Annotated in this window: 20 protein-coding genes; 13 read left to right on the top strand and 7 right to left on the bottom strand. The window is 47.5% G+C overall.

From position 1 onward, the window contains the following. Nucleotides 1–97: 97 nt before the first annotated feature. Together ACMUEV_RS17050 and ACMUEV_RS17045 are read right to left on the bottom strand one after the other, a co-directional pair. Entirely contained in the window at nt 98–1756 is a 1659-nt protein-coding gene (locus tag ACMUEV_RS17050; protein ID WP_017287889.1) for a SulP family inorganic anion transporter, read from the bottom strand. Between the two features lie 467 nt (nt 1757–2223). After that, entirely contained in the window at nt 2224–2616 is a 393-nt protein-coding gene (locus tag ACMUEV_RS17045) for a hypothetical protein (RefSeq protein WP_190648729.1), read from the bottom strand. A 151-nt stretch (nt 2617–2767) separates the two neighbouring features. Here ACMUEV_RS17045 and ACMUEV_RS17040 point away from each other — a divergent pair, with 151 nt between their 5' ends. The 3 genes from ACMUEV_RS17040 (at nt 2768) to ACMUEV_RS17030 (ending at nt 5481) form a co-directional block, all read left to right on the top strand. Beyond that, nucleotides 2768–2941: a hypothetical protein gene (locus ACMUEV_RS17040; RefSeq protein WP_190648726.1), complete on the top strand. Its 174-nt coding sequence runs from the start codon at nt 2768–2770 to the stop codon at nt 2939–2941. Nucleotides 2942–3067: 126 nt separating this feature from the next. Further along, nucleotides 3068–3451, top strand: a complete 384-nt coding sequence (locus ACMUEV_RS17035) for a hypothetical protein (RefSeq protein ID WP_190648722.1) — start codon at nt 3068–3070, stop codon at nt 3449–3451. 2 nt (nt 3452–3453) lie between these two features. Then, nucleotides 3454–5481, top strand: a complete 2028-nt coding sequence (locus ACMUEV_RS17030) for a tetratricopeptide repeat protein (protein ID WP_190648719.1) — start codon at nt 3454–3456, stop codon at nt 5479–5481. A gap of 24 nt (nt 5482–5505) precedes the next feature. Here the strand turns inward: ACMUEV_RS17030 and ACMUEV_RS17025 are convergent, their stop codons facing one another. Further along, the gene (locus ACMUEV_RS17025) at nt 5506–6663 is read right to left on the bottom strand and encodes a transposase (RefSeq protein WP_415354608.1); all 1158 of its coding nucleotides are present in this window, start codon (nt 6661–6663) and stop codon (nt 5506–5508) included. A gap of 36 nt (nt 6664–6699) precedes the next feature. On the opposite strand from ACMUEV_RS17025, the gene ACMUEV_RS17020 reads away from it, so the two are divergent. The 8 genes from ACMUEV_RS17020 to ACMUEV_RS16985 all read left to right on the top strand — a co-directional run bounded on the left by ACMUEV_RS17020 (nt 6700) and on the right by ACMUEV_RS16985 (nt 13520). Beyond that, nucleotides 6700–7614, top strand: coding sequence for a tetratricopeptide repeat protein (locus ACMUEV_RS17020; RefSeq protein WP_190648230.1), 915 nt, complete (start codon nt 6700–6702; stop codon nt 7612–7614). A 162-nt stretch (nt 7615–7776) separates the two neighbouring features. Further along, a complete protein-coding gene (locus tag ACMUEV_RS17015) occupies nt 7777–8130 on the top strand; it encodes a type II toxin-antitoxin system RelE/ParE family toxin (RefSeq protein ID WP_190648222.1) in 354 nt (117 codons plus the stop codon). Continuing rightward, complete coding sequence (locus tag ACMUEV_RS17010) at nt 8123–8419, top strand: helix-turn-helix domain-containing protein (protein WP_017287895.1); 297 nt, start codon at nt 8123–8125, stop codon at nt 8417–8419. Before ACMUEV_RS17015 ends, ACMUEV_RS17010 begins: the two co-directional genes overlap by 8 nt. A 117-nt stretch (nt 8420–8536) precedes the next feature. Continuing rightward, nucleotides 8537–8842 (top strand): type II toxin-antitoxin system Phd/YefM family antitoxin, encoded by a 306-nt coding sequence (locus ACMUEV_RS17005; protein ID WP_199329274.1) that lies wholly within the window; start codon nt 8537–8539, stop codon nt 8840–8842. A gap of 3 nt (nt 8843–8845) precedes the next feature. Continuing rightward, a complete protein-coding gene (locus ACMUEV_RS17000; protein ID WP_190648220.1) occupies nt 8846–9232 on the top strand; it encodes a type II toxin-antitoxin system VapC family toxin in 387 nt (128 codons plus the stop codon). Nucleotides 9233–9367: 135 nt separating this feature from the next. Next, nucleotides 9368–11614, top strand: coding sequence for a phosphoketolase (locus ACMUEV_RS16995; protein WP_415354609.1), 2247 nt, complete (start codon nt 9368–9370; stop codon nt 11612–11614). Between the two features lie 63 nt (nt 11615–11677). Beyond that, nucleotides 11678–12145, top strand: a complete 468-nt coding sequence (locus tag ACMUEV_RS16990; protein WP_190648217.1) for a CRR6 family NdhI maturation factor — start codon at nt 11678–11680, stop codon at nt 12143–12145. A gap of 28 nt (nt 12146–12173) precedes the next feature. After that, a complete protein-coding gene (locus tag ACMUEV_RS16985; RefSeq protein WP_190648215.1) occupies nt 12174–13520 on the top strand; it encodes an oligosaccharide flippase family protein in 1347 nt (448 codons plus the stop codon). Nucleotides 13521–13735: 215 nt separating this feature from the next. Here ACMUEV_RS16985 and ACMUEV_RS16980 read toward each other — a convergent pair whose 3' ends face one another. The 3 genes from ACMUEV_RS16980 to ACMUEV_RS16970 form a co-directional block, all read right to left on the bottom strand. Continuing rightward, a complete protein-coding gene (locus ACMUEV_RS16980) occupies nt 13736–15628 on the bottom strand; it encodes an alpha/beta hydrolase family protein (protein ID WP_242044252.1) in 1893 nt (630 codons plus the stop codon). A 114-nt stretch (nt 15629–15742) separates the two neighbouring features. Further along, on the bottom strand, nt 15743–16048 hold the full coding sequence (locus ACMUEV_RS16975) for a hypothetical protein (RefSeq protein WP_017287902.1): 306 nt from the start codon (nt 16046–16048) through the stop codon (nt 15743–15745). A 36-nt stretch (nt 16049–16084) separates the two neighbouring features. After that, entirely contained in the window at nt 16085–16993 is a 909-nt protein-coding gene (locus tag ACMUEV_RS16970; RefSeq protein ID WP_190648213.1) for an RluA family pseudouridine synthase, read from the bottom strand. On the opposite strand from ACMUEV_RS16970, the gene ACMUEV_RS16965 reads away from it, so the two are divergent. Then, nucleotides 16985–17824 carry an alpha/beta fold hydrolase gene (locus tag ACMUEV_RS16965; protein ID WP_190648209.1) on the top strand — a complete coding sequence of 280 codons (840 nt, stop codon included), beginning with the start codon at nt 16985–16987 and terminating at the stop codon, nt 17822–17824. The genes ACMUEV_RS16970 and ACMUEV_RS16965 overlap by 9 nt on opposite strands. A gap of 192 nt (nt 17825–18016) precedes the next feature. Then, nucleotides 18017–20182: an EAL domain-containing protein gene (locus ACMUEV_RS16960; RefSeq protein ID WP_017287905.1), complete on the top strand. Its 2166-nt coding sequence runs from the start codon at nt 18017–18019 to the stop codon at nt 20180–20182. A 110-nt stretch (nt 20183–20292) separates the two neighbouring features. On the opposite strand, the gene mutS is transcribed toward ACMUEV_RS16960, so the two are convergent. Beyond that, nucleotides 20293–22965 carry a DNA mismatch repair protein MutS gene (gene mutS / locus ACMUEV_RS16955; protein WP_190648206.1) on the bottom strand — a complete coding sequence of 891 codons (2673 nt, stop codon included), beginning with the start codon at nt 22963–22965 and terminating at the stop codon, nt 20293–20295. Nucleotides 22966–23079: the final 114 nt, after the last annotated feature.

Genomic DNA, 23079 nt, shown 5'->3' with positions numbered 1-23079 from the left:
CGATAGCACGATCGTCCCATTCTCAGCTTCTACGGTGGCAAGTAAAGGGGCTAGGACAGTGATTTTCCCTATCAAAGGTTGGACTCAAAACCATCAATTAAGCAGTCTCTTTGAGATAGACATGGCTCACAGCTTGCTCTAAGGCTGCGGTACGATCGCTGAAAAAATGGTCAGCATGAATGACATCGAACAGCCCCAACTTTTGCAAGCGACGCTGAACTTTCTCACTTGCCCCAACCAGGTAAATCGCTAAGCCTTTATCACTCGCATCCCGAATGACATTCTCGATCGCTAACGAAGCCGTTACGCCCATTGTTGGAACATCAGTCAGATCCACAACTAAGGCATCTGCCTCTTTCATAGCATTGTGTTCCCGCGCGATCGCTTTCGACAAGCCAAAAATCATGGGCCCACTAAGGCTGAACAATAGAACACGTCCTTGTCCTTTATCGAGCAGTTGTTTTTGCTCCGCTGAGAGACGCGCATCATCATCCATATCTGAAATCAGTTTGACTTCTGACGATTGCATTTCACTCAGTCGCTCAATCGTCAGAATGTTAGCAATGAAGACCCCTACGCCGACTGCCACGATCAGATCCACAAACACCGTTAACAGCAGTACCCCGTACATAATCAGGGAACCTTTGAGCGAGACTTTATGCGATCGCTTCAAGAAGCTCCAGTCGAGAATATCGATCCCTACTTTCAGAGCAATCCCTGCGAGAACTGCCATCGGAATCGGTTCAGTGAGCCTTGCAGCCCCCAGTACCACGACCAGAAGTACGATCGCACGCGTCAATCCAGAAACAGCAGTTCTCGCACCAGTTTGGATGTTGACCACGGTTCCCATCGTAGCTCCAGCACCCGGCAACCCTCCACACAATCCAGAGACAATGTTGCCAATTCCTTGACCGATGAGTTCTTTATCTGATTTATGTTCTGTGCGAGTCAGACTATCTGCAACAACCGCTGTCAAGAGTGTATCAATACAGCCCAGCATCCCAAGCATTACCCCATCCACAAACATGGTAGTCAGTTGACTTGCAGTAAAGGTAGGGAGTTGCAGCGGCGGCAATCCAACGGGAATCGAACCAATCCGACGAATATCAGCGCCTTGGAACACGGTTAACGAAATGATTGTTCCAATGATTAACGCAACCAACTGAGGCGGAACGAGTCGCTTCAGCTTTTTCGGCATCAAGAAGATAATTGCCAAAGTGACTGCACCGAGAATTGCTTCTGGTGTTTTGACATTGGCAATCAAACCTGGAATTGCCATCACTGTTCCAAGCACGCCACCTTTCGGAGCTGCCTGCCCTAGGAAGGGTGCAATCTGTAGAATGATCAGAATTACGCCAATTCCAGACATGAAGCCGGAAATGACGCTATATGGCATCAGCGTGACGTATTTTCCAAGTTTGAAAATACCGAACACGATTTGAAACAGTCCAGCCAGCATGACGACCGTAAATGCCATCGCTAAGCCGTTTTCTGGATTGCTTGCGGTCAATCCAGCGACGATCGCGGTCATGACAACGGTCATCGGACCAGTTGGCTCAGAGATCAGTGTTGGAGTGCCACCAAACAGTGCAGCGAAGAATCCAACGCAGATTGCGCCATACAGTCCACCAATGGGACCGACTCCAGAGGCGACCCCGAAAGCGAGTGCGAGGGGCAATGAAACGATAGCTGCGGTGACGCCTCCGAAGATATCTCCTCGGAGATTATTAAATCGAATTAGATTGGTAATTGTCATAACCCAAGTGAATGAACGGTAAGTGAATCTCAATTTGAGACAATGCAACCCTGTCACCCTCTATCTGTACAAACAAAAGGTGTAGAAAATGGCTAGAAAATTCGCTATGTAGATAGCGTAAAACTAGGCTCTCCGACGAGTTCCTCTATAGAGTTCAAATTTTGGTAATAATTGAATTATTCCGATGATTTCACTGTACGCCACTCTAGGTGACGTTGCTCAAGTGAATCCGTCAGAAACAGGACTTTTTTCCATAGAAGCTTTCTATCTTTTCCATAAGGGTTGACCGAAAAAGCATAGAGTGCGGGATGTAATGCAGCGAAATCACCTTGATCGTACTCTATCAAGCTCAGTTGAATTGATGGATGGATATTGCGTTTCTTGGTTTGGAGAGCAGGTTTGTCCCCGCTCTCCAGTTTCAGGGTAATGTCAGCGTGATGATCGATTTCACGGTGTCATGGGTGACATTAGTTATTGACTGCATTCGCGACCTTTTTCATCGCAGCGTTTCTTATGCGACTTTCTGCACTCTTACGAACACGATCGCTCTTCCGGGTTCCGCCTGCCATTTCATATTCTCGGCTGTCGTTGCCATAGCGAGCAGAAACGCCATTCAGCATTTCATCACTCAGATCTCCGAGTTCTCTTTCAGAGCCGTCAATTTCATTTTTTGCGGCATCTAGTAGTTCGATGAGGTTGTTGTAGTGGTTGAGTTTGGCTTGTAGCTTCTCGATTTTGGTGGTGAAGGTGGTCAGGTTGCGATCGCGTCCGAAGTCCATTTCGGCATCGATCGCTTTGAGTTTCATGGCTCTGAGTTGTGCTTTTTCGAGAATGCGTGAGGTTCTTTGTGAACGTGCCATCGGTAGATACTCCCTGACAGTTAGTGTGTTTTCATTCCAGTTTGGCTTGAGCGATCGCGCGATGAGATGGGTGATTTGCACAGAGAAGTGTGTTGCTTTTAAGAAGAATTTTCTGGGTTGATTGAGGCTTTTTGAAGCGTTTGTAAGGAGAGTGAGCAGGATTACGGAGTCGGTTGCGCGATTCGTTGTGAAGGTCGCGAAATTCGTGGGTAAGGTTGAAAGATTACTGACGAATGGCGCGATTGTCACTGTGACTGTCACAGGATTTGTGGCGAATGAAGCGATCAATGCAGTGACAAACAAGGGCGAGGTCATGCGGACTTAGATCGCAGTAAAAACGATCTCGCTAATTGTCACTATTAGTTGAACCATTTCCGTGATCATGCAAAGACTGGTACACAAGAGGGGAAGAATTAATTACAGCAAGAATGTAGTTGTCTGACTGAAGCTTATGTTGGAATTAACTGGGGCTGCGATCGCAAAAATTGCATTCGATGAGTTTGTAAAGTCGAGTGCGGGAGAAGTTGCAAAGAAAGCGGTCGGAGGCGCGATCGAACAATTGCGATCGACGATTAAGAACCGATTTAAGGGGAATCAAAAGGCGGAAACGACGATCGAGAAGATTGAAAAAGAGCAGTCACCCGAAGCGCTGAATAAGTTATCGATGTATTTGGATGATGAAATGAAGGACAAGGTATTTGCTCAAACCTTGCAGCAGCTTGCCGAACAGATTACGAATGTGCAAAATACCGCAGAGCGGCAATATAACAACTACGGGCGTGATCAGTTCAACATTGAAACAATTACTGGTGATCCAAAATTGGGTGGGTCTTAGCGATGTCGCGGCAATATAACAACTACGGGCGTGATCAGTTCAACATTGAGACGCTGAATGGGAGTCTCCAAGTTGACAATCGTACTAACGCTCAGCAGAACATTGAGGTTGTCCTGAAAGGTACGATCGCGCCAAAGCATTCTTCTGAGAAGTGGGTGAAGCGTCAACAGGTTGAAGCCGAACTGATGCGACGGTTAGAAGCTCAGGTTTTATTAGAAATGCTTGGACAAGGCGGATTTGGTAAAACTGACTTAGCAGCGTGGCTATATGCTCAGAAGAAAGCAGACTTTGAGCGATCTCTGTGGGTGGATGCGGCGAAAGTAGAATCGTTTAATCAGTTTGCGCGATGGGTTTTGCAAGAACTCAGGTATTTAATTGATCAGCGCTGGGATGATGAAGCATTGATTCATGAGTTAGCGCGGCGATTGACAGAGCATCGCTGCTTGCTTGTGGTCGATCAGGCTGAACAACTGACGGAAAGCGCGATCGCATCCTTTGATCAGTTTGTGCAGTATTGGCAAGAGCGGGGTGAGCGGAGCTTTTTACTAGTGACGACTCGCCGTAAAGTCGTAACAGATGCGCGATCGCGGTTGGCGATTTCTGGCTTGACGGATGCGGAAGGGGCGGAGTTTTTGGCAAAACAGGGGATTGGTGCGATCGCGGATCAGGGATTGGTGCGATTGACGCAGTTGGCGAATGGGCATCCGTTGTTGTTGGGGTTGGCAGCAAGTTGGGTGCGGCAAGAGGCGAAGGGAAGCCTGAGCGAAAGAGATTTGGACTTCTTTGAGCGGTTGTTTCGTCACTATCAGGGTGATTCGGAAGCGAAGGTTGAGGAAATCTTTGCGGTCTTATTTGCAGCATTGCCGGAACGGTTGCGATCGTTGTTACTTGGAGTTGTGGTGTATCGGGATGCGTTTGGGTTAGAGATGGCTCAGGCGATGCTAGAGGATACGTCGATCGAGGATTTGCAGACGTTGAGTGATCGGGCGTTTCTGCGGCAGGAGTCGGAGCGATGGACATTGCACCCGTTGATGCTGGGATTGGTTGAGCAGGAATTGAAGAAGAGCGAGCAACATCGGGAATCGCATGAAAGAGCGATCGCGTATTTTACTGCGAACATTCAGCCATGGACAGGCTTACTCTCTGACTGTGCCGAAAAGCTCGAGATTTTTCATCATCGCTGCGAATTGGGAGAATGCGCTCTTGCTTATCAAATTATGGATACCTGCTTCAAGGGCTTAGACCAACGCGGCTACTATCTTGCTTTGCTGCCTGTCTATGAGCGCCTGACTCAAACTTGGACAGATGCGAAGTCTGATGAGGCAGAGGAGCAACGGAACTTAGGCTGGGCATGGACACGATTAGGTGGTTTACATCGTGACATAGGACAGTACCAGAAAGCAATCTTGCACTATGAGAGTGCTTGGTTTTTTTTCAACGTATCTAACTATTCCCAAGGTAAAGCTTCAGTATTAAATAATTTGGGTGGCTTGTATGAGTATCTGGAGGCATATCAGCAGGCAATTGAGATGCATCATCAGTCTCTAGACTTGGATCGTGAGAATAATGATTTATATGGAGAAGCCTGTTCTTTGACCGGCTTAGGTAACTCTTATAACGCTATAGGAAGGCATCACCAGGCAATTAAGTATCATGAGCAAGCACTAGAAATTAGACGTGAGATTGAAGATCATCGAGGTGAGGCATTTTCACTATCAGGTTTAGGACAGATTTGTGTTGATTTGGAGCAATATGAACGAGCAATCAACTTTTATCAGCAGTCCTTAGAGATTCAGCGTGAAATTGGCGCGCGTAATGCCGAGGGATCTAGCCTCGGCAATTTGGCTAAGGTCTACTATCTTCTGGGACAGTATCAGCGGGCGATTGAGTACTATAAGCAAGCTTTAGTAGTTCAACGAGAGGTTGGCAATCGAGATTTTGAGTCTAACTCTTTAGTAGGTCTAGGCTGCGTTTATCAATTGCTAGGACAGTACGACTGTGCGATCGACTTTTATCAACAGGGCCCTTAGTGATGTAGAAAACTTTTTGCTGTCTCACGATGAGAACGTGGTGACTTTGGAGAATAGAATCCTTTGATTTAAACGATCGCGCTTACTTTGAGAAGCACATGCCGTCGGTGGACTCCGACGTGGCAGAGGCTGAAATCGGGGCAAGGGTTGACCCAAATGACGAAGTTGTTTGAGATAGCGCAAACCAAGTTGCAGAAAACTCAAGCCTCGCTCTGGATGGGAATCGAGCCGTTTGCGTTGACCGCAACGCACGAGCAAAAAGCCTAAAACCAAAGCAATCAGCGTTGCCATATCGAGCAGCATGAACAGACGGGTAAGCCCTGTGGCATCGCGTAAATGAGAGCCAATGATGTCAAAGGCAGCAGATTTGTAGTCTTTAATGTGCGGTTCAATTCCGCCAAAGCGATGACCATAGCGCTCAAACGTCTGTAATGAAGGGGGTTGGCTACTGAGGACAGCCCAAGGCTCTTGTCCCCCTGGCAGTGTAGCAGTGGCGAGATGGCAGGGGATGTCTTCGAGAATTGTCACGTTCGGGAACAAGTAAGCCTGCTCGACTGGAGACAGCAATTGAGCAACAGACTGCGATACACCGGGAGCGAGGGTAATCGTGAGATTGCTTTTAGCCCGAATCAACCAGTCCCATGCGTGTCGATTGCACCACCGCATCAGTTCGCCATGCTCAAAGCCACGGTCTGCCAGCAGCGTCACCCGACAATCAGAGGGCAACAGGCTGAAAACTTGCTCTAAGACAGGAAGATAAGCTTCAAAAGCAACTGTTGCACTGCCATGTTCCAAAACCATCTGAGCTAAGGTGAACGAGCGTCCACCCCAAACAAAGCAGACCCCAATCCAACAGAACTGATCCCACAACACACTGGTATCGAGCGTCAGCAGCAAGTCTGTCCCGGCAAAGGCACAGAGCAATTGCTGCAATAATGGAACATAGAAGGTTTCAGCATTGACCTGCGGATTGGTCAGTAAGTAATTCAAGCGAGCATGGTGACTGCGGGCGGTACAACCGCGATGGCTCAAATAGGGCAACCAATGATTCAAGCAGGCGCTCTCGGATTGTAGAATTGCAGCAACCGCTTCGGATACGCCCTCTAAGTGCCGTTGGTCACGCGGTTGAATCCATTGACGGAATTGGTCGATTAGTTCACGATACAGATGGGGCAGTTGCATGAGATTGTTTTTGTGTAGGAACTTAAGCCTCTCACAATTTGCCCCGCCCAAGCCATTCTTGTCTCACATGAGACTCTCGATAAATCAGACGTTTCAGGACTTTTCTACATCACTAAGCAACAGGGCCTAGAGATTCAGCGTGAAATTGGCAATCGCAATGGTGAAGCAACTCCCCTCCGCAATTTGGGGCTTGCCTACTGTTCGTTAGGGCAGTACGACCGTGCGATCGGCTTTTATCAACAGTCTTTAGAAATTCAGCGTGAAATTGGCAATCGCAACGGTGAAGCCAATTCCCTCAGCGATTTGGGGCTTGCCTACTATTCGTTAGGACAGTATCAGCGTGCGATCGACTTTTATCAACAGTCTTTAGAAATTCAGCGTGAAATTGGCAATCGCAACGGTGAAGCTAATTCTCTCGTTAGGTTGGGGCTTGCCTACTATTTGTTAGGGCAGTACGACCGTGCGGTCGATTTTCATCAACAGGCCCTGGAGATTGCGCGCGCGATTGATGATCGAGGTTATGAAGCGATTTCACTCGGCAATTTAGGCAATGCCTACTATTCGTTAGGACAGTATCAGCGTGCGATCGACTTTTATCAACAGTCTTTAGAAATTCAGCGTGAAATTGGCAATCGCAACGATGAAGCCAAGTGCCTCTTTACCTTAAGTAACATCTACCAACAACGCGGACAATTTAAGCGTGCGAGTTCCTATCGTCATCAAATGTATCGTATCTGGCAAGAATTAGACCTTCCACTTGAAGCGCTCCCCTTCTCTGACTTTCAGAAACGATTACTCCGAAATCTAGGTGATGATTGGATTGAGCAGATGATTGAGAATGAGCGGAAACTAGCATGGTTCTTAGAGCAGCTCGGTCTTATTCTCTTCTCAATTCGCTGGCTCTTTTCCCCGATTCGCTGGCACCAGAAACGGCTAAAACCCCGAAAATAGCAACCTGAAAGTACTCTCAGGTTCTACATTGGGATCGCATTGCTTTAGCTTACGCAAAGCGTGTCCGTTCTTCTCATCGCATGGCTCCGCGAATAAGCGACGTGGAATCAGTGATCGCAGTAAACTATCGAAGGCAATTCATCGATCGTAAAGGCATCCACTATGACCGACAAACCGATTCACTGGGTCGGTGCATCACGTGAAGAAATCCAATCCTTTCCTGACGAAGCGCGAAAAGAAGCCGGATTTGCGCTTCGGGCTATTCAGCAAGGCGAAGAACCCCCTGATTTCAAACCGATTTCAACTGTCGGCAAAAGTGTTCAAGAAATCCGAATTCGTACAGAAGATGCCTATCGAGTTTTTTATGTTGCTAAATTTAAGGAAGCAATCTACGTCCTCCATGCCTTCCAAAAGAAGACCCAAAAGACCTCCCAAAGAAACATTAAACTGGGACAACAGCGCTACCAACAAATGTTGCAACATCGTCAAACCTCAGAGGAACTCAATCATGACTGACAATCTCACGACGATCGGAGAGCCAAATGTTTTTGTAGATTTAGGGTTTCCTCCCCAAGAAGCTGAAGAACTCCGCATTCGTGCCGATCTCATGCTCAACCTCAAAACCTTGATTCAAGACCGCAATTGGACGATCGACCAAGCTTCACAAATCCTTGGAGAATCCCCAGACACTATTCAAGCCCTTCTGCAAGGTAAGATCGGTCAATTTCGGATCGACCAACTCATCCTCATGCTGACTCGCGCAGGTATGACGATTCGTATCGAAGTTCTTCCCAACGTCGCCTAGACCCATCGCAATCGTTCAGCAAATGCGTAAAGTCTACTTCTCACAAACTCGACAATCTTCCTTCTCATCGCATGGCTCTGGTCAAAATAGCGCGATCGACTTTCTGCCCCGACTATAATGACAGACACAACCATCCTGGCTTACCCACCCATGGTCACCCACGTCACTCTACCCGAAGCCACTGCCAACATTACCCAACTCCTCGATCGGGTGATCCAAGGCGAAGAAATCATCATTTCCCAAGATGGACAAGCGGTCGCCCATATCTCTCCTGCAAACCGCGATCGTAAACCTCACCCCCCAGAAAATTCACCTCGTGTTCCCGGACAATATGCAGGCAAACTGATCATCCCAGACGACTTTAACGCCCCCTTACCAGACGATATCTTAAACAGCTTTCTCAATCCCGCCGACCCTCAGTAGACCATGCGTGCTTTACTCGATACCTATGCTCTACTCTGGTGGGTTACCAACAACTCTCGACTCTCTGTACCCGTTCAAGACATCATTTCAAATCCTGAAACCACGCTTTATCTCAGCGTTGCCAGCAGTTGGGAAATTATCATTACATCCAACATTGGCAAGCTTCCCCTTCCAGAACCTCCGACCCAATTTATTCAATCTTGCCTAACGGCTAACCGTTTTGAGAGTTTGACCATCAATCTTGCCCACATTCTGCAAGTGGATAGCCTTCCCGATCATCACAAAGATCCATTCGATCGAATTCTAATTGCCCAAGCTCAGGTCGAAAACATCCCGATTCTGACGATTGATCATCTCATCGCTCAGTACCCCGTACAAACCATTTGGTGAAGCATCGCGATCACCACGATTCTCTATTCTTTCACCTAAAATCATCGATTGTGTTCTATTCACTGTATCAACACATCGATCCCTCACATGCCAGCAAGATTGATTCTCAAGCGTGCAACGTCTGTGTACGATAGAGTGTCAGACCCATTACAAAACGCAACAGGTGTAAGTATGACCGCAGTGACAAACCCAATCTCGACCAAACCCGCTTTTACAGAAGGGATTCAATACTTCAGCGACGAGTTACCAGGGTTTGAGACATACGGTAAAAAGTCAGCGATCGCTGACGGCAAAACCGCGATTACTGACCCAACCGACCCGGCTGCGGGCTATCAAACACTGCTCGCTGCAGACGCACTGCGCTATTTGATTCTGCAAATGACAGCCAGTAAAGCCTCTGGCCACCCCGGCGGATTTGCCAGCCAAGCCGAAGCCTATGCAGCCTTTGTAATGTTAGGGCATAAAAACATCATCACCGAAGTCGGACATCACGCGCCCGGATTTTATAGCGCCATGTTCCTCGATCGTTCTCTTGAAGACATGGGGATCGAAACCGTACAGCAATTGCGCGATCGCTTCCGGGAAAAGCATGGACTCTTAGGTCACTTGTCCGGCTTCATTCCGGGGATTTTGGCTCCGGCAGGGCCTTTAGGTCAAGGGCAGCACTTTGCAATGGCAGCATCCCTTCTGCATCGCGATAAATTGTTCCCCTTTACTGTCGGGGATGGTGGATTAGGTGAGCCATACATCATGAGTTCGATGGCACACTTCAACACCGCATTCCCAGGGGTGACGAACTTCTTGCCGATCTTGGTTTGGAATGGCTACTCGCAAGAGCATCACAGCATGGTGTCGCTCAAAACCAATGAGCAAATGATCGACTTCTGGAAAGGGAATGGATTCGAGAATGTCATCCTCGTCGATGCGAAAGATTTTGACGATCGCAATCAACCCAGCGAATACGTCGATAGCACCATTTTCTCTTTGGAGAATCGGATTAAGTTTACAAACGCAGTCTTAACTGCCGCAGACCAAGCCGCAAAATCGGCATTAGGCGGTCAGTTAACCGTCTTCATCATCAAACAACTCAAAGGTGCAGGGGTTCACGCAAAAGGCTCGAAGTCTCACAACCTCTACGCGCAACACACGCTAGAAAACGAAGACATCATTACCGCATTGAAAGCGCGGGCATTGACTCCTGAAGCTTGGGCATTAGTGCGATCGAACTGTGAACGGGCGGGCGGTGGTTCTGCTAGCAAAACGGTTGTGACTGAATTCGAGCGGGCTTTACCCGATTTAGGACAGTTGCCGCTCGAAGAATATGCTGTCGGCGGAGATGCGAAAGTTTCGACGACTGCAATGGGTCGATTGGTGGGACATGTTGGACAAAGCGATCGCGCCTTCTTAGTGACCAACGCAGACGGAAACGAAGCATCTGGGATTGCCAACATTAACCAGGCATTGAAGATCATTCACCCGACTGAAGATTCGCTCTATAACCAAGCCCCCAACGGTCAAGTCTATGAGCCTTTGAGCGAAGATGCTTGTGCGGGATTAGCAGCAGGGCTGGCATTAATGGGATGTCGATCGCTGTGGTGTTCTTATGAATCCTTCGCGATTAACGGGCTACCTATCTGGCAAACCGTAACGCAAGCGATGGCAGAATTGCGTCGTCTCACCCCTTCGACCATTACATTGTTTACCGCTGGAGCCTTAGAGCAAGGACGAAATGGCTGGACTCACCAACGTCCTGAAGTTGAAGCGTACTTTGCCGCAATGCTCAGAAATGGCAACGTGTTCGCACTATTCCCACCCGATGCGAATAGCATTCAAGCTTGTTATGACTGGGCACTGACCACGAAGAACAAAGGCGTTGTGATCACAGCGAGTAAATCCCCGTTGCCGATTCGGACAACCTTAGAACAGACGCGACAAGCGATCGAGCAAGGTGGCATCATTCTGCATGAAAGCACTGGATCGAAAACGATCGTATTTGGTGTCATTGGCGATATGACTTTAGTGCCTGTGTTTGAAGCAGCATCGAGTCTAGAAGCTCAAGGATATGGGGTAAGAATTGTCTCGATCGTCAATCCTCGCCGCTTATATCGTGCATCCGATGTGGCTTGGGACACCTGCTCTGAGCCGGATGGTGGATTTATTGATGATGCAACGTTTGACACACTGTTTGGTGGCGATGCCTTAATCGGTGTCACCGGTGGCGCAAGCGGAATGCTAGAGCCAATCATGCTTCGGAGTACCGCAAAACGCGATACCTTTGCTTGGAGACGCGGTGAGACGACTGCAACTGCAGGCGAACTGATGGCATTTAACAGCATTACCGCAGCAGGTATGGCGAAGAGAGCGATCGAGCTTGCTCGCTAAGACGAACAGGACTCAGAGTTCTCGAAGAACTTTGAGTCCTCAACCCTCACGCACGATAAAGCAATGATTATCCATCTCACTGCCGAACAGATTGATACAGTCGATCTCAGTCAAGCGATCGACCGCATCGAATCTCTCAAACCCAACCTCCGCGAACATGAGCAATCGATTCAATTTAAAATTGATTACCCTTTAGACCCTAGCGATCCGCGTGAATATTCAGAGATTCCAGAGATCCGATTGTGGTTTATCCGGCTCGATGCGACCTATCCTTGGATGCCATTTTTACTGAACTGGTCGGAAAAGGAACTGGGTCGCTATGCTGCCATGCTCGTTCCGCATCAAATTCAGAAAGATGGGATTGAATACAACCCGGAAGCCTTAGAAATCTTCGTCATGCAGAAAACGTTTGTGATGCTGAATTGGCTCACCGAACAGCAAATTGAAGCTCGATCGCGGGTCAAGTCGATGACGAAGACGTTAGGGTATGAGTTAGATGATGCCTTTTTCTTGATGCTAGAAGGACGCTAAGATAACTTTGCGTTCTAAAGGTGAGTGCATGAGGAATTGGGGAGGACGGATTGCAGAAGTTTGGCAGCGTGGATCTCGCTCGCTTCAGGGACGCGATGGCACATCTGCCATTCTTCAAACCTTGCTTGCTCGATTTCTGATCATTTTTCTCAATGTCGCAACCGGAACCATCACCGCAAGGCTGTTGGGTCCAAGTGGTCGGGGAGAACAAGCTGCAATGGCGATTTGGCCCCAATTTTTTGCATATTCTTTGTCGTTCGGCTTGCCGAGCGCCCTACTTTACACGCTCAAAAAATATCCGACTGAGCGATCGAAAAGTTTCTCAGCCGCTATTCTCATTGGCGTGATCCTGAGTACTATCGGTGCTGTGATTGGAATTTTTACGATTCCAATCCTTCTGAGAAAATACTCAGTTGATACAATTCATTTTGCACAAGCGCTGATGTTAGCCGTTCCGATCGCAATGTTCACAGAAATTCTGCGATCGTCTATGGAGGCAAGTGACGAATTCGCGATCGCGAATCAAATGCGCTATGTTTTCCCACTCGGTACTTTAGTCATGCTAGTCGGACTGGCGCTCTTGGGAAAACTGACTCCATTTACGGCAGTGATTTCTTACTGGCTACCTGGAATCCCGATTTTGGTTTGGATGATCGCTTGTACTCGGCGGTTTTTTACAATTCGATTTGAGCGGGTTCGGCGATCGACCAAACGACTGCTCAGTTATGGCTTGCGGGCTTATGGGATTGACCTCGTTTCTACTTTAGCGGGACAACTCCAGCAGGTCTTAGCTGTCAGTTTGTTAGTTCCGGCAGCAATGGGGCTATTTGCGATCGCGTTTAGTCTCTGTCAATTGCTGTATGTCGTTCAAAGCTCATTTGTCACCGTGCTATTTCCCAAAGCGGCGGCACGTCCTACAGAAGAAGTTTTACAGATGACAGGTCGAGCGGCTCGAATTGGCGGATTTTTAGCAATTGTAATGGCAGCTTTCATGATGATCTGTGCACCGCTCGTTCTGAACTTACTCTATGGAAAAGAATACTTAGCAGCAATTCCGGTCTTTCGAGTGTTAGCACTTGAAACGGTTGTGAGCGGGACTTCGGTGATTCTAGCGCAAGCGTTTATGGCACTTGATCGTCCGGGGATTGTAACTGTGATTCAAAGCTTAGGGCTAGGCTTGGGCATCCCGTTAATTTTATGGTTGACTCCGAGCTACGGATTACTAGGTCTAGGTCTAGCTTTACTGTGCTCAGCGCTCATTCGATTAGCTTCAACATTAATCTGCTACCCAGCCGTGCTAAAAACTGCTCCACCTAGCCTATGGTTTGTCCCGCAAGACATTGAGTTTATACGGGACAAACTCTATCGGCGTTAGAGATGCAGGAACTGTTTGGCTGACAAAACCGCCTGGACATTAGCTTGACTGCGTTTCTGTCCCGCACGAGGTTGAAAACCCGGTGCTAGCCGTGCAAACTCCCTCAAGGGACTACAGAACCTAGCCAATGACTCAGAAAGACAGCCTCTTTAGAGACTTTGCCCGGACGAGCACGGGATTTCAACCTCGTGCGGGACAAGTAAAACTTGCAAGTTTTACTTTAACAAGGTCTCTTTGATAAACATGATGGTGGAATAGAACTGAAAATCAATATTTCTCTTCTTTGAGAATCCATGACCTTCATCGGTTGCCATCAGATACCAAACCGGAACATTGTTCTTTCTCACAGTTTTTACGATCTGTTCTGCTTCATTTAATGGAACTCTTGGATCGTTTTTACCATGAATGACAAAGAGAGGTTTCTTGATTCTTTCCGCATTATTTAACGGAGAAATCTTGAGCAGAAATTCTCTCATTTTTGGATCGCGTTCGTCTCCATATTCAACTCGGCGTAAATCCCGACGATAGCCTTCCGTCCGCTCTAAGAAACTGACAAAATTCGAGATTCCGACAATATTAATTGCAGCACGAATACGATCGCTATAATTCGTCGCCACCGCCAATGACATATATCCGCCATAACTGCCGCCTGTGACTAAAACTCGATCCTTGTCTAACCCCGGCTGAGTCGCAATCCAGTCTAGCAATGCGCCAATATCTTTCACAGAATCTTCGCGTAGATAGCCATTATCTAGCTTCAAAAATGTCTTGCCATATCCAGTTGATCCCCGCACATTTGGGAAAATTACGGCAACACCTAATTCATTTAAGTAATAGTTGATGCGTCCTAAAAAGCTAGGTCTGGATTGCCCTTCTGGACCTCCATGAATATTGATAATGACAGGACGTTTGCCTGTGAATTTTGCAGGCGGACGATAGAGAAACCCAGAAATTGTACGATCGTCAAAACTCTTCCAGCGAACCAATTCTGCTTCTGAGAAATTCGCAGTATTTAATCCACCTGTTTCACTCTCTGTCCAGCGATCGATTTTGTTCGTCACTGTATTCAGCGAATATACATCTGCTGTTGAGCGCGAAGAAACTAAAGTAAATCCTAGATCTTGATTATTGCGATGCCAGATAATTCCGCTCACTTGTCCGATCGGCAACTTTGGCAAAGCTTTCTCTTGATTCGTCGCCGTATCTAGCAAATGCAGCACGCTAATGCCATCTTCATTGGTCACAAACGCAAGCTGTTTGCCATCGTGAGACAAATCAAAATCTTCAACATCCCAAGGAATTTGAGTGCTGAGGTAGGTATGCTTGAAGGTTGCTAAATCGATATAGGTCAGGCGTTGAAATTCCGATTCTCGATCGGTAATCACATACAATCCTTTGCCATCTTTACTAAACACACCGCCTTGATAAGAAACCTTATCTTTTTCACCTTTTGGCGTGAGTAGCTTTTTCTCACCCGAAGTCGTATCAAATAACCAAAGATAGCTTTCATTGATCGAGACGTATTCGATGACTAAAAGCTGTTTATCATCGGGTGACCAATTTAATCCACCCCAACCGCCGCCTTCAACTTCAGCCAGTAAGCGATCGCTCTTTGGATCGGTTGGATTAATCGTATAAAAATCAGTATCCTTTCCAGTCCGCCGGGTCGAAGTATAAATCATGCGATCGCCTTGATTCGACCAAACCCCGCCGCTATTCTTCGACTTGCCATCCGTGAGTAATGTGATATCGCCCGTTGCTAAGTCATAGCGATAATTCTGGCTAAACTCATTGCCACCAGTATCTTTACTAAAGACAAAGTAATCCCCTTTCGTCGGCTGATAACTTGCCCGAAACACAGGTTCAGTAAAGAAAGTCATCTGCTGCCGACTTCCCAGTGGAAAAGCAACGCGGTGGATTTGAGGCGCGTCTCCGAATCGCGTCACAATCAAGGCTTCGCGACGTTCAGGATGCCAACTCACAAATCCTGCGGAACGGAACTGAGTATAGCGATCGACGGTTTGTGCCAACGATTCAGGAATAGGTGGAATGCCTTCGGCGACGAGGTTATCGCCCGGCGTAATGTTGGTTGTCTGCGCTACTGTCATAGATCCAGAGATGAGAAGAACCGCGAGAACTGCGGCAAAAAAACGTGTAAGAAATCGCATTTCCTCATGATACGAGAGATCTTCGATCGTGATTCGCTCTTTTGCAACCTGCAACTATCTAAGGTGTTGCATTTTCGGTATCACTCTATTGCGAATCGAATCGCTTTGAAATTCCTGATCGCGTAGTTTCGGATCAATCCTTAACGGGCTTTCTTGCTGAGCTGTAAATCGCCGTTCTAAAAGTCGAATTTCGCGCTCTAGTTGGTTGTGCCCAAGATTGAAAAATTCTTGTGAGTTTGAAGGAGTGAGATCGCGGCTGAGGCGTTGGCGATCGCGCACAGATAAATTTGGAATGGATTGAGCTTGAACAGCAGAACTGATCAGCAGCAAGGGAACGATCAGAAACGCAAATTTAAGCATAGTGACCTCTTTAAAATGCAATTCGCATCCTAGACTTCAATTATAGGAAGGACTGAGCAAAGTCGGAGGTTCTGCTTGAATCGTCATCTTTTCTTTGCTAACAGGATGAATCAACCCGACCGTATACGCATGAAGTAAATAACCACAATCTCCAGGCACTGAGTTTTGATTGATAGCGACTCCTCCCACTCCATAAAGCGGATCACCCCAAAGTGGATATCCTGCTGCCGCTAAGTGAATCCGAATCTGATGCGGTCTGCCTGTAGGAATTGTGACTTCTAGCAATGTGGCATTCGGAATGCGATCGCGCTCTAGCACCTGGCAATGGCTGATGGCTTCTTTCCCGGTTTCCGTTGCGACATACAACTCTCCAAGCTGTGGATAGGCAACCTTGCCAATTCGGTGAGTGACAGTGAACTGATCTGCAGCGGGAATTCCAGTAACGAGCACCCGATATCGTTTTTCAAACGTACGATCGCGCAAATCCTTCGATAACTGCGATCGTGCTAGCTCTGTTTTTGCTAAAACAATCACTCCCGAAGTTCCTCTGCCTAATCGGTGAATTGGAACTGGAGGAGTCGCATACTCGCGGCGTAGCCATCCCCACAATGTATTTTCCAGAAAGCCTGCGCCTGGTAAGACAGGCAATCCAGACGGTTTGGATAAAATAAGCAAGTGCTCATCCTCGTACAGCGATTGAATCTCGAATGAAACATCTGGCTCGATCCAAGGCGAGCGCTGATAAGACAGCAGTTGACCAGGCTGCAATGGCATTTCGGGATCGCTGACTGGAATATCATTGATCGAAATTGCGCCAGACTGAATGCGATCGAGCCAATCTTGTCGAGAAGAATGCGGATAACGCTCAGCATAATAATCTAGTAACGTCCTTCCTTGCCGATCGATTCGATCTGTGTACACCCAACCCTGATTGAAATGACTCAAAAAAAGATTCTCCAAATTCAACTCGATTTTGACGGATTACCAGACGGATCAACCTTGCTGCCTGCTGCTTATCTCGATGTGGGTGAAGGCACTCCCATTGTCATGCTACATGGGTTTATGGGTAGCGCAGCCAATTGGTTGCCGCTGATTGAGTTGCTCAAACCAAATTTTCGCTGTATTGGCATTGATTTGTTCGGCTTTGGAGCTTCTGCCCGTCCTATCATTCGCTATGACATCGCCAAAGAAGTCACATTCTTACGCCAAGTCGTTCAAGCATTAGAACTAAACTCTTTTTATTTACTCGGACATTCTTTTGGCGGATGGGTTTCGGCTGCCTATACGTTGCAATATCCTGAATCGGTGAAAGGTCTAATTCTCGCGGCTCCCGCTGGAATTCGCGATGATAGTTTCTGTGGACGATATGATCATCTGCGTCCTCTCCTCTGGCAAACTCCTGTGATTGATTGGGCATTAGCCTTGATTAAACCGATCGCAGTTCAGATTGGACAAGAAAAAACAATTGCTCAAATTGCTTGGATGCGGCAAGAATTAAATGCCCAACCTGCCGCCCGATCCTTTTTAGTCGATCGCTTAAGACCCGAAGATGCGATCGATACGGTTGAAAAAGAAATTCACCAAATCACCACACCGACTTTAGTGATCACAGGCGATCAAGATGAAACGATTCCACTTTGGCATAGCGAAACGTATGCTCGTGAAATTCCAAACGCCAAGTTCTCTATCCTGAAGGATGCCGATCATAGTCTGCCACAAAATCATTTTCCCGAACTTGCCTCACTCATCTCTCAGTGGCGTTCACTCCATCCTTAACGTTCACTCATCTCTGATCGTGGGCAGACTGAATCTATCAATTTCAGTTGGATTTGTGCTGCTTTTATTAAGCAAAACTTAGCGATCAACTTCTATAGATTAAGCGTGGATAAAATTATCCATTTGCAGTTAAGCTTTATCGCCTTCAACGTGAACTTCTTAATGAGCGTCAATTTCCAAAGGTAAGCAGGCATGGCAAAGTCGATCGACCTGGAGACATCTCGCACTCCAAGCACAGCAGTAGAGCCAAATCGTCCTGCAATGCTCAGAGAAGCCGACTGGCTCTTGCAGACTGTGGTCGAAAATCTCAATGATGGCGTTGTGATCACAGATTTGCAGGATGAAGTGCTGTATGTCAACTCGCGTTTGGCGAAATTAGTCGGCTGTTCTGTTGCCGAAATGGTGGGGCGACCCGCCCATCAATTTTTTCATGAAATCGAAGGATGGTTAGAATTTCAAGGCTCCGCCGATCAATCTCAGCCGTTTTATGGCTGGAAGGAAGGACAGCTTCGCCGCAAAGATGGCAGAAAGTTCTGGGCGGAAGTCAACTCCACGTTACTCTGTAACGCCGTGGGAGAAGCCAGCGGAACGTTAATCACGGTCAAAGATATCACAGAACGCAAATGGCTTGAGGAATATCTCCGACTGCTTGAATCGGTCGTGGTCAACGCAAATGAGATCGTCATGATCTCGCAGACGGAAGAAGCGATCGACGATCCCCTGGGTTTGAGAATTGTTTATGTCAATGATGCCTTTTCCCGAGCAACAGGCTACTCTTCTGGTGAAGCGATTGGGAAGTCTGCTTTGCTTTTGCTAGGTGAAAAGACTTCGATCAGTGAAGTTGATCGCATTCGAGATACGCTCAATGCTCATGAACCCGTTCGAGCCGAAGTGATTCTCTATCGCAAAGACGAGTCTCATTTTTGGGTCGATGTCAACATGGTTCCGATTCGCAACGAGCAGGGGCAAGTGACTCATTTTGTTTCGGTCATGCGGGAAGTAACAGAACGCAAGATTGTGGAAGAACAACTGCGTCGGAATGCGTTTCACGACTCTCTGACTGGTCTGCCGAATCGGCTTCTCTTCATGGAACGGTTGAGTCAGACTGTTGAGCGTGCCCATGAAGATCCGAACTATCGATTTGCGCTCTTGTTCTTAGACCTCGATCGCTTCAAAGTGATCAACGATAGTTTGGGGCACATGATTGGGGATCAACTGTTAATTGCGATCGCCCGACGACTTGAATCTTGTCTGAATAAGCATGACACGGTTGCCCGACTGGGTGGAGATGAATTCACGATTTTGCTGGAAAACATTAAGAGTGATGCGGACGCAACGAAAGTTGCAGAGCGAGTTCAGAAAGCTCTCTCTACCCCATTTAATCTCAGCGGTCATGAAGTGTTTACTTCAGCCAGTATTGGCATTACGCTCTCTTCAACTGATTTTGATCGCCCAGAAGATTTGCTCCGCGGTGCAGATATCGCCATGTATCGTGCTAAAGCGCAAGGAAAAGCTTGTCATGAAGTCTTCGATCACGATATGCATACGCATGTTGTGGCGTTGATGCAGCTTGAAAATGATTTGCGTCGAGCAGTTGAACGCCAAGATTTTGAATTGTACTATCAGCCGATTGTTGCTTTAGCGACGGGGCGGATTATGGGATTTGAGGCGTTAGTGCGCTGGCAACATCCAGAGCAAGGCATTATCTCACCTGCAAAATTCGTGCCGATCGCAGAAGAAACTGGCTTAATTATTCCATTAGGGCAATGGGTACTGCGTGAAGCCTGTCGGCAATTAAAGCAGTGGCAAGATGAATTTTCATCAGAACCGCCCTTGACAGTGAGCGTCAATCTTTCGAGTCGGCAGTTTTCGCAGCCAAGTTTGATTAATCAAATTCGCCAGATTCTGGTAGAAACTGGGATTGATGCTCACTGCCTAAAGCTCGAAATTACTGAGAGCGCGATCATGGAGAATACTGAATCTGCGATGGATATGTTGCTACAGCTTAAAGCGATGGGCATTCAGCTTTCGGTAGATGATTTTGGCACAGGATATTCTTCGTTGGGCTATTTGTATCGATTTCCGATGGATGTACTGAAAATCGATCGCTCTTTTGTGAGCCGGGTCGATGTCGATGGTGAAAAGCTAGAACTCGTTCGCACCATTATTACACTGGCTTGGAATTTGGGGATGGATGTAGTCGCAGAAGGGGTAGAAACTACGAAGCAGTTAGCGCAGTTGAAAGCGCTGAAATGTGAGTATGGGCAAGGGTTTTTATTCTCGAAGCCATTGCCTCGACTTGAGGCTGCCAAGTTAATTCCTCAGCCCCATCCGTTCTTACATTTGATTCAGACTTGATCTGGATTTCGCCTTTAGCGGATAACGTGAAGACAGAACGAGCTTGTTTTCAGTTGATGAAGTGGGATCGCTCAATTGTCTGCATCAAGCTTGAGAAATTCCTGGCTGCCTTAAAGTTCAGTAAAAATGTCAAGTTGTTGGGCTGGTTCTTTCGCTCGCTCTGATGGCTTGGCTTTGCCTTTACGCAGTCCGATCGCGATTTTGCTATGTTTCTCGATTTGGGTCATGACTTGTCGTGCGCGATCGATGACTGAACTCGGCAGTCCTGCGAGTCGTCCAGCTTCAATGCCATAAGAGCGATCGGCTCCTCCGGGTTGAACTTTATGCAGGAAAATAATTTGCTCGGGCATTTCTCGCACTGTGACTTGATAGTTTGCGACATTCGGCAAGATCGAAGCGAGTTCATTCAGTTCGTGATAGTGCGTTGCGAAAATCGTTCTCGCTCGAATCTCAGTTGCGAGATGTTCGGCGACTGCCCAAGCGATCGACAATCCATCAAACGTCGCAGTTCCTCGTCCAATCTCATCAAGTAGCACGAGCGATCGCTCAGTGGCATGATTCAGAATATTGGCAGTTTCATTCATTTCAACCATGAATGTTGATTGTCCAGTTGCGAGATCATCGACTGCACCGACCCGCGTGAAAATGCGATCGCAAATGCCAAGTTGTGCGGATTCAGCCGGAACAAAGCTCCCAATCTGTGCCATGAGTTGAATTAAACCAATCTGGCGCAGGTAGCAGCTTTTACCACTTGCATTCGGACCAGTCAGAACAATCAGATCGGGTGCAGGAGAACCCAGTTCTGCGGAGTTTGGTACAAAGAATCCTGAGGGAATCGATTGTTCAACAACCGGATGACGACCTTCCACGATCGCAATTTCTCGTCCTACTGACATTTGAGGACGACAAAAATTTTGATAAACGGCTAGCTCTGCCAGTCCTGCTAAAGCATCTGCTGCTGCGACTGCATGAGCGACTTTACGAATGACTGCGGCTTGTTCTCCTACTTGCGATCGCAGTCCCGCAAAAATTTCATACTCTAGCTCCCCGATTTCTCGCCGAGCGTTCATCACCCGACCTTCTCGAACTTTTAGTTCTGGAGTCACAAAGCGTTCTTCATTCGTTAAGGTCTGCTTGCGTTCATAGCCTTCGGGACATTGATCAGCTTTGGCGCGAGAGATACTAATGAAGTAGCCAAAGGCTTTGTTGTAGCCAACTTTTAGCGTTTGAATGCCGGTGCGATCGCGTTCTTTTTTTTCGAGTTCGGCTAACCATTTCTCGTCGTCTACAGCTTGCTGGCGCATTTCATCCAACTGAGACACCACGTTTTCACGAATCAAACCGCCTTCTTTCAGACCTAGCGGTGGACGATCGACTAAATGCGCCTGAAGATGTTTGCCAAGCTGTTCCAGAATCGGTGGAACATGCTGCAATGCTTTGAGATAGGGAGATTTTGCCTGAGCGACAAGCCTCGCAAGTTCGGGTAGTTTACTCAACGACTCAGCTAAATTGACTAAATCGCGCGGGTTGGCAGTTCCCGATCCGGCTCGACCTGCTAAGCGCTCCAAGTCATAAATCTGATTGAGCATGGCTTTGAGGTCTTCGCGAAGGATGCCATTTCGGACGAGTTCTTGAATCGTGTCGTGTCTGGCTTCAATGTCGTCAATGTTCAGCAAAGGTTGCAAGAGCCATCGTCTCAAAGCACGGCTTCCCATCGACGTTTCAGAGCGATCGAGTGCCCACAGCAATGAGCCATGAAATACACCATCTCGAACGGTTTGCGTGATTTCTAGATTGCGCCGAGTCTGTGGATCAATGGTGAGATATTCACTGATGGTGTAAGTACAAATCGGTTGAAGTGGGACTTGAGTGAGTTCGGGTGTTTTTGATTTGGTTGTATCAATCACACTGCGCTCTGAAGTAGTTTCGAGATATTCGAGCAATCCTCCTGCGGCGCGAACTGCTAAAGGCAGATGTTCACAGCCTAGACCTTCGAGCGATCGCACTTTGAAACGTTCGAGCAATCGCTGTCGAGCTTCATGTTGATTAAAGGGAGCTTGCGATCGCAAGGTATAGCAAAACTGGGTTGGCAAGCTTTCTGGAACATGGGGAGAGCGCTCTCCGGGTCGAAGTAACCCGCCTAAATCAGGTGCATTGGTTGGGATCAGAACTTCCGCAGGCTGCAATCGCATTAATTCGCTACAGAGCTGCTCGAGTCCGGTGGCTTGCGTCGTTAAGAATTCTCCAGTTGAAATGTCCGCATAGGATAATCCCCAATGATTTCCAGCAATCACAATTGCAGCTAAGAAGTTATTTCGCTTTGCATTCAACATTCCTTCTTCAAGAATGGTGCCGGGCGTAATCACACGGGTAATTTCTCGCCGAACTAATCCTTGTGCTTCGGCAGGATCTTCAACTTGATCGCATACTGCGATCGCATATCCTCTTTCGACTAATGTTGCAGAATAGCGATCGAGCGCGTGATGCGGAATGCCTGATAAGGGTACGCGCCCAACTTCTTTGCCGCCGTCTTTGGAAGTCAGAACAATTTCTAGTTCTCGCGAGACAATCAGTGCATCTTGGAAAAACGTTTCATAAAAGTCCCCGACTCGATACAGGACAATTGCATGAGGATATTGATCTTTGAGATCAGCGTAATGCCGCATCATGGGAGTGAGATGCTCACGCTGGACAGCACGATGATCCGCATATCGCACTGAATGTTTGATTAAGCGATCGGGAACTCCATGAGTCGGATCGGGCTGAGTCGAGGGAACAGTCATGAAAGAATTAGTACTCTTTTACTAAATTTTAGCCTGCTTCAATTTATTATGCGGGTTTACGATTCAAAGTGGGGAAAGATTATGCGATCGTAAACTTTCCCTAGGATTTACCGC

This window comes from Leptolyngbya sp. FACHB-1624, assembly GCF_047649235.1.
Classification (GTDB): Bacteria; Cyanobacteriota; Cyanobacteriia; order Leptolyngbyales; family Leptolyngbyaceae; genus Leptolyngbya; species Leptolyngbya boryana.
Note: the sequence above shows the minus strand (reverse complement) of the source record. Positions and strands in the feature narration are given on the sequence as shown.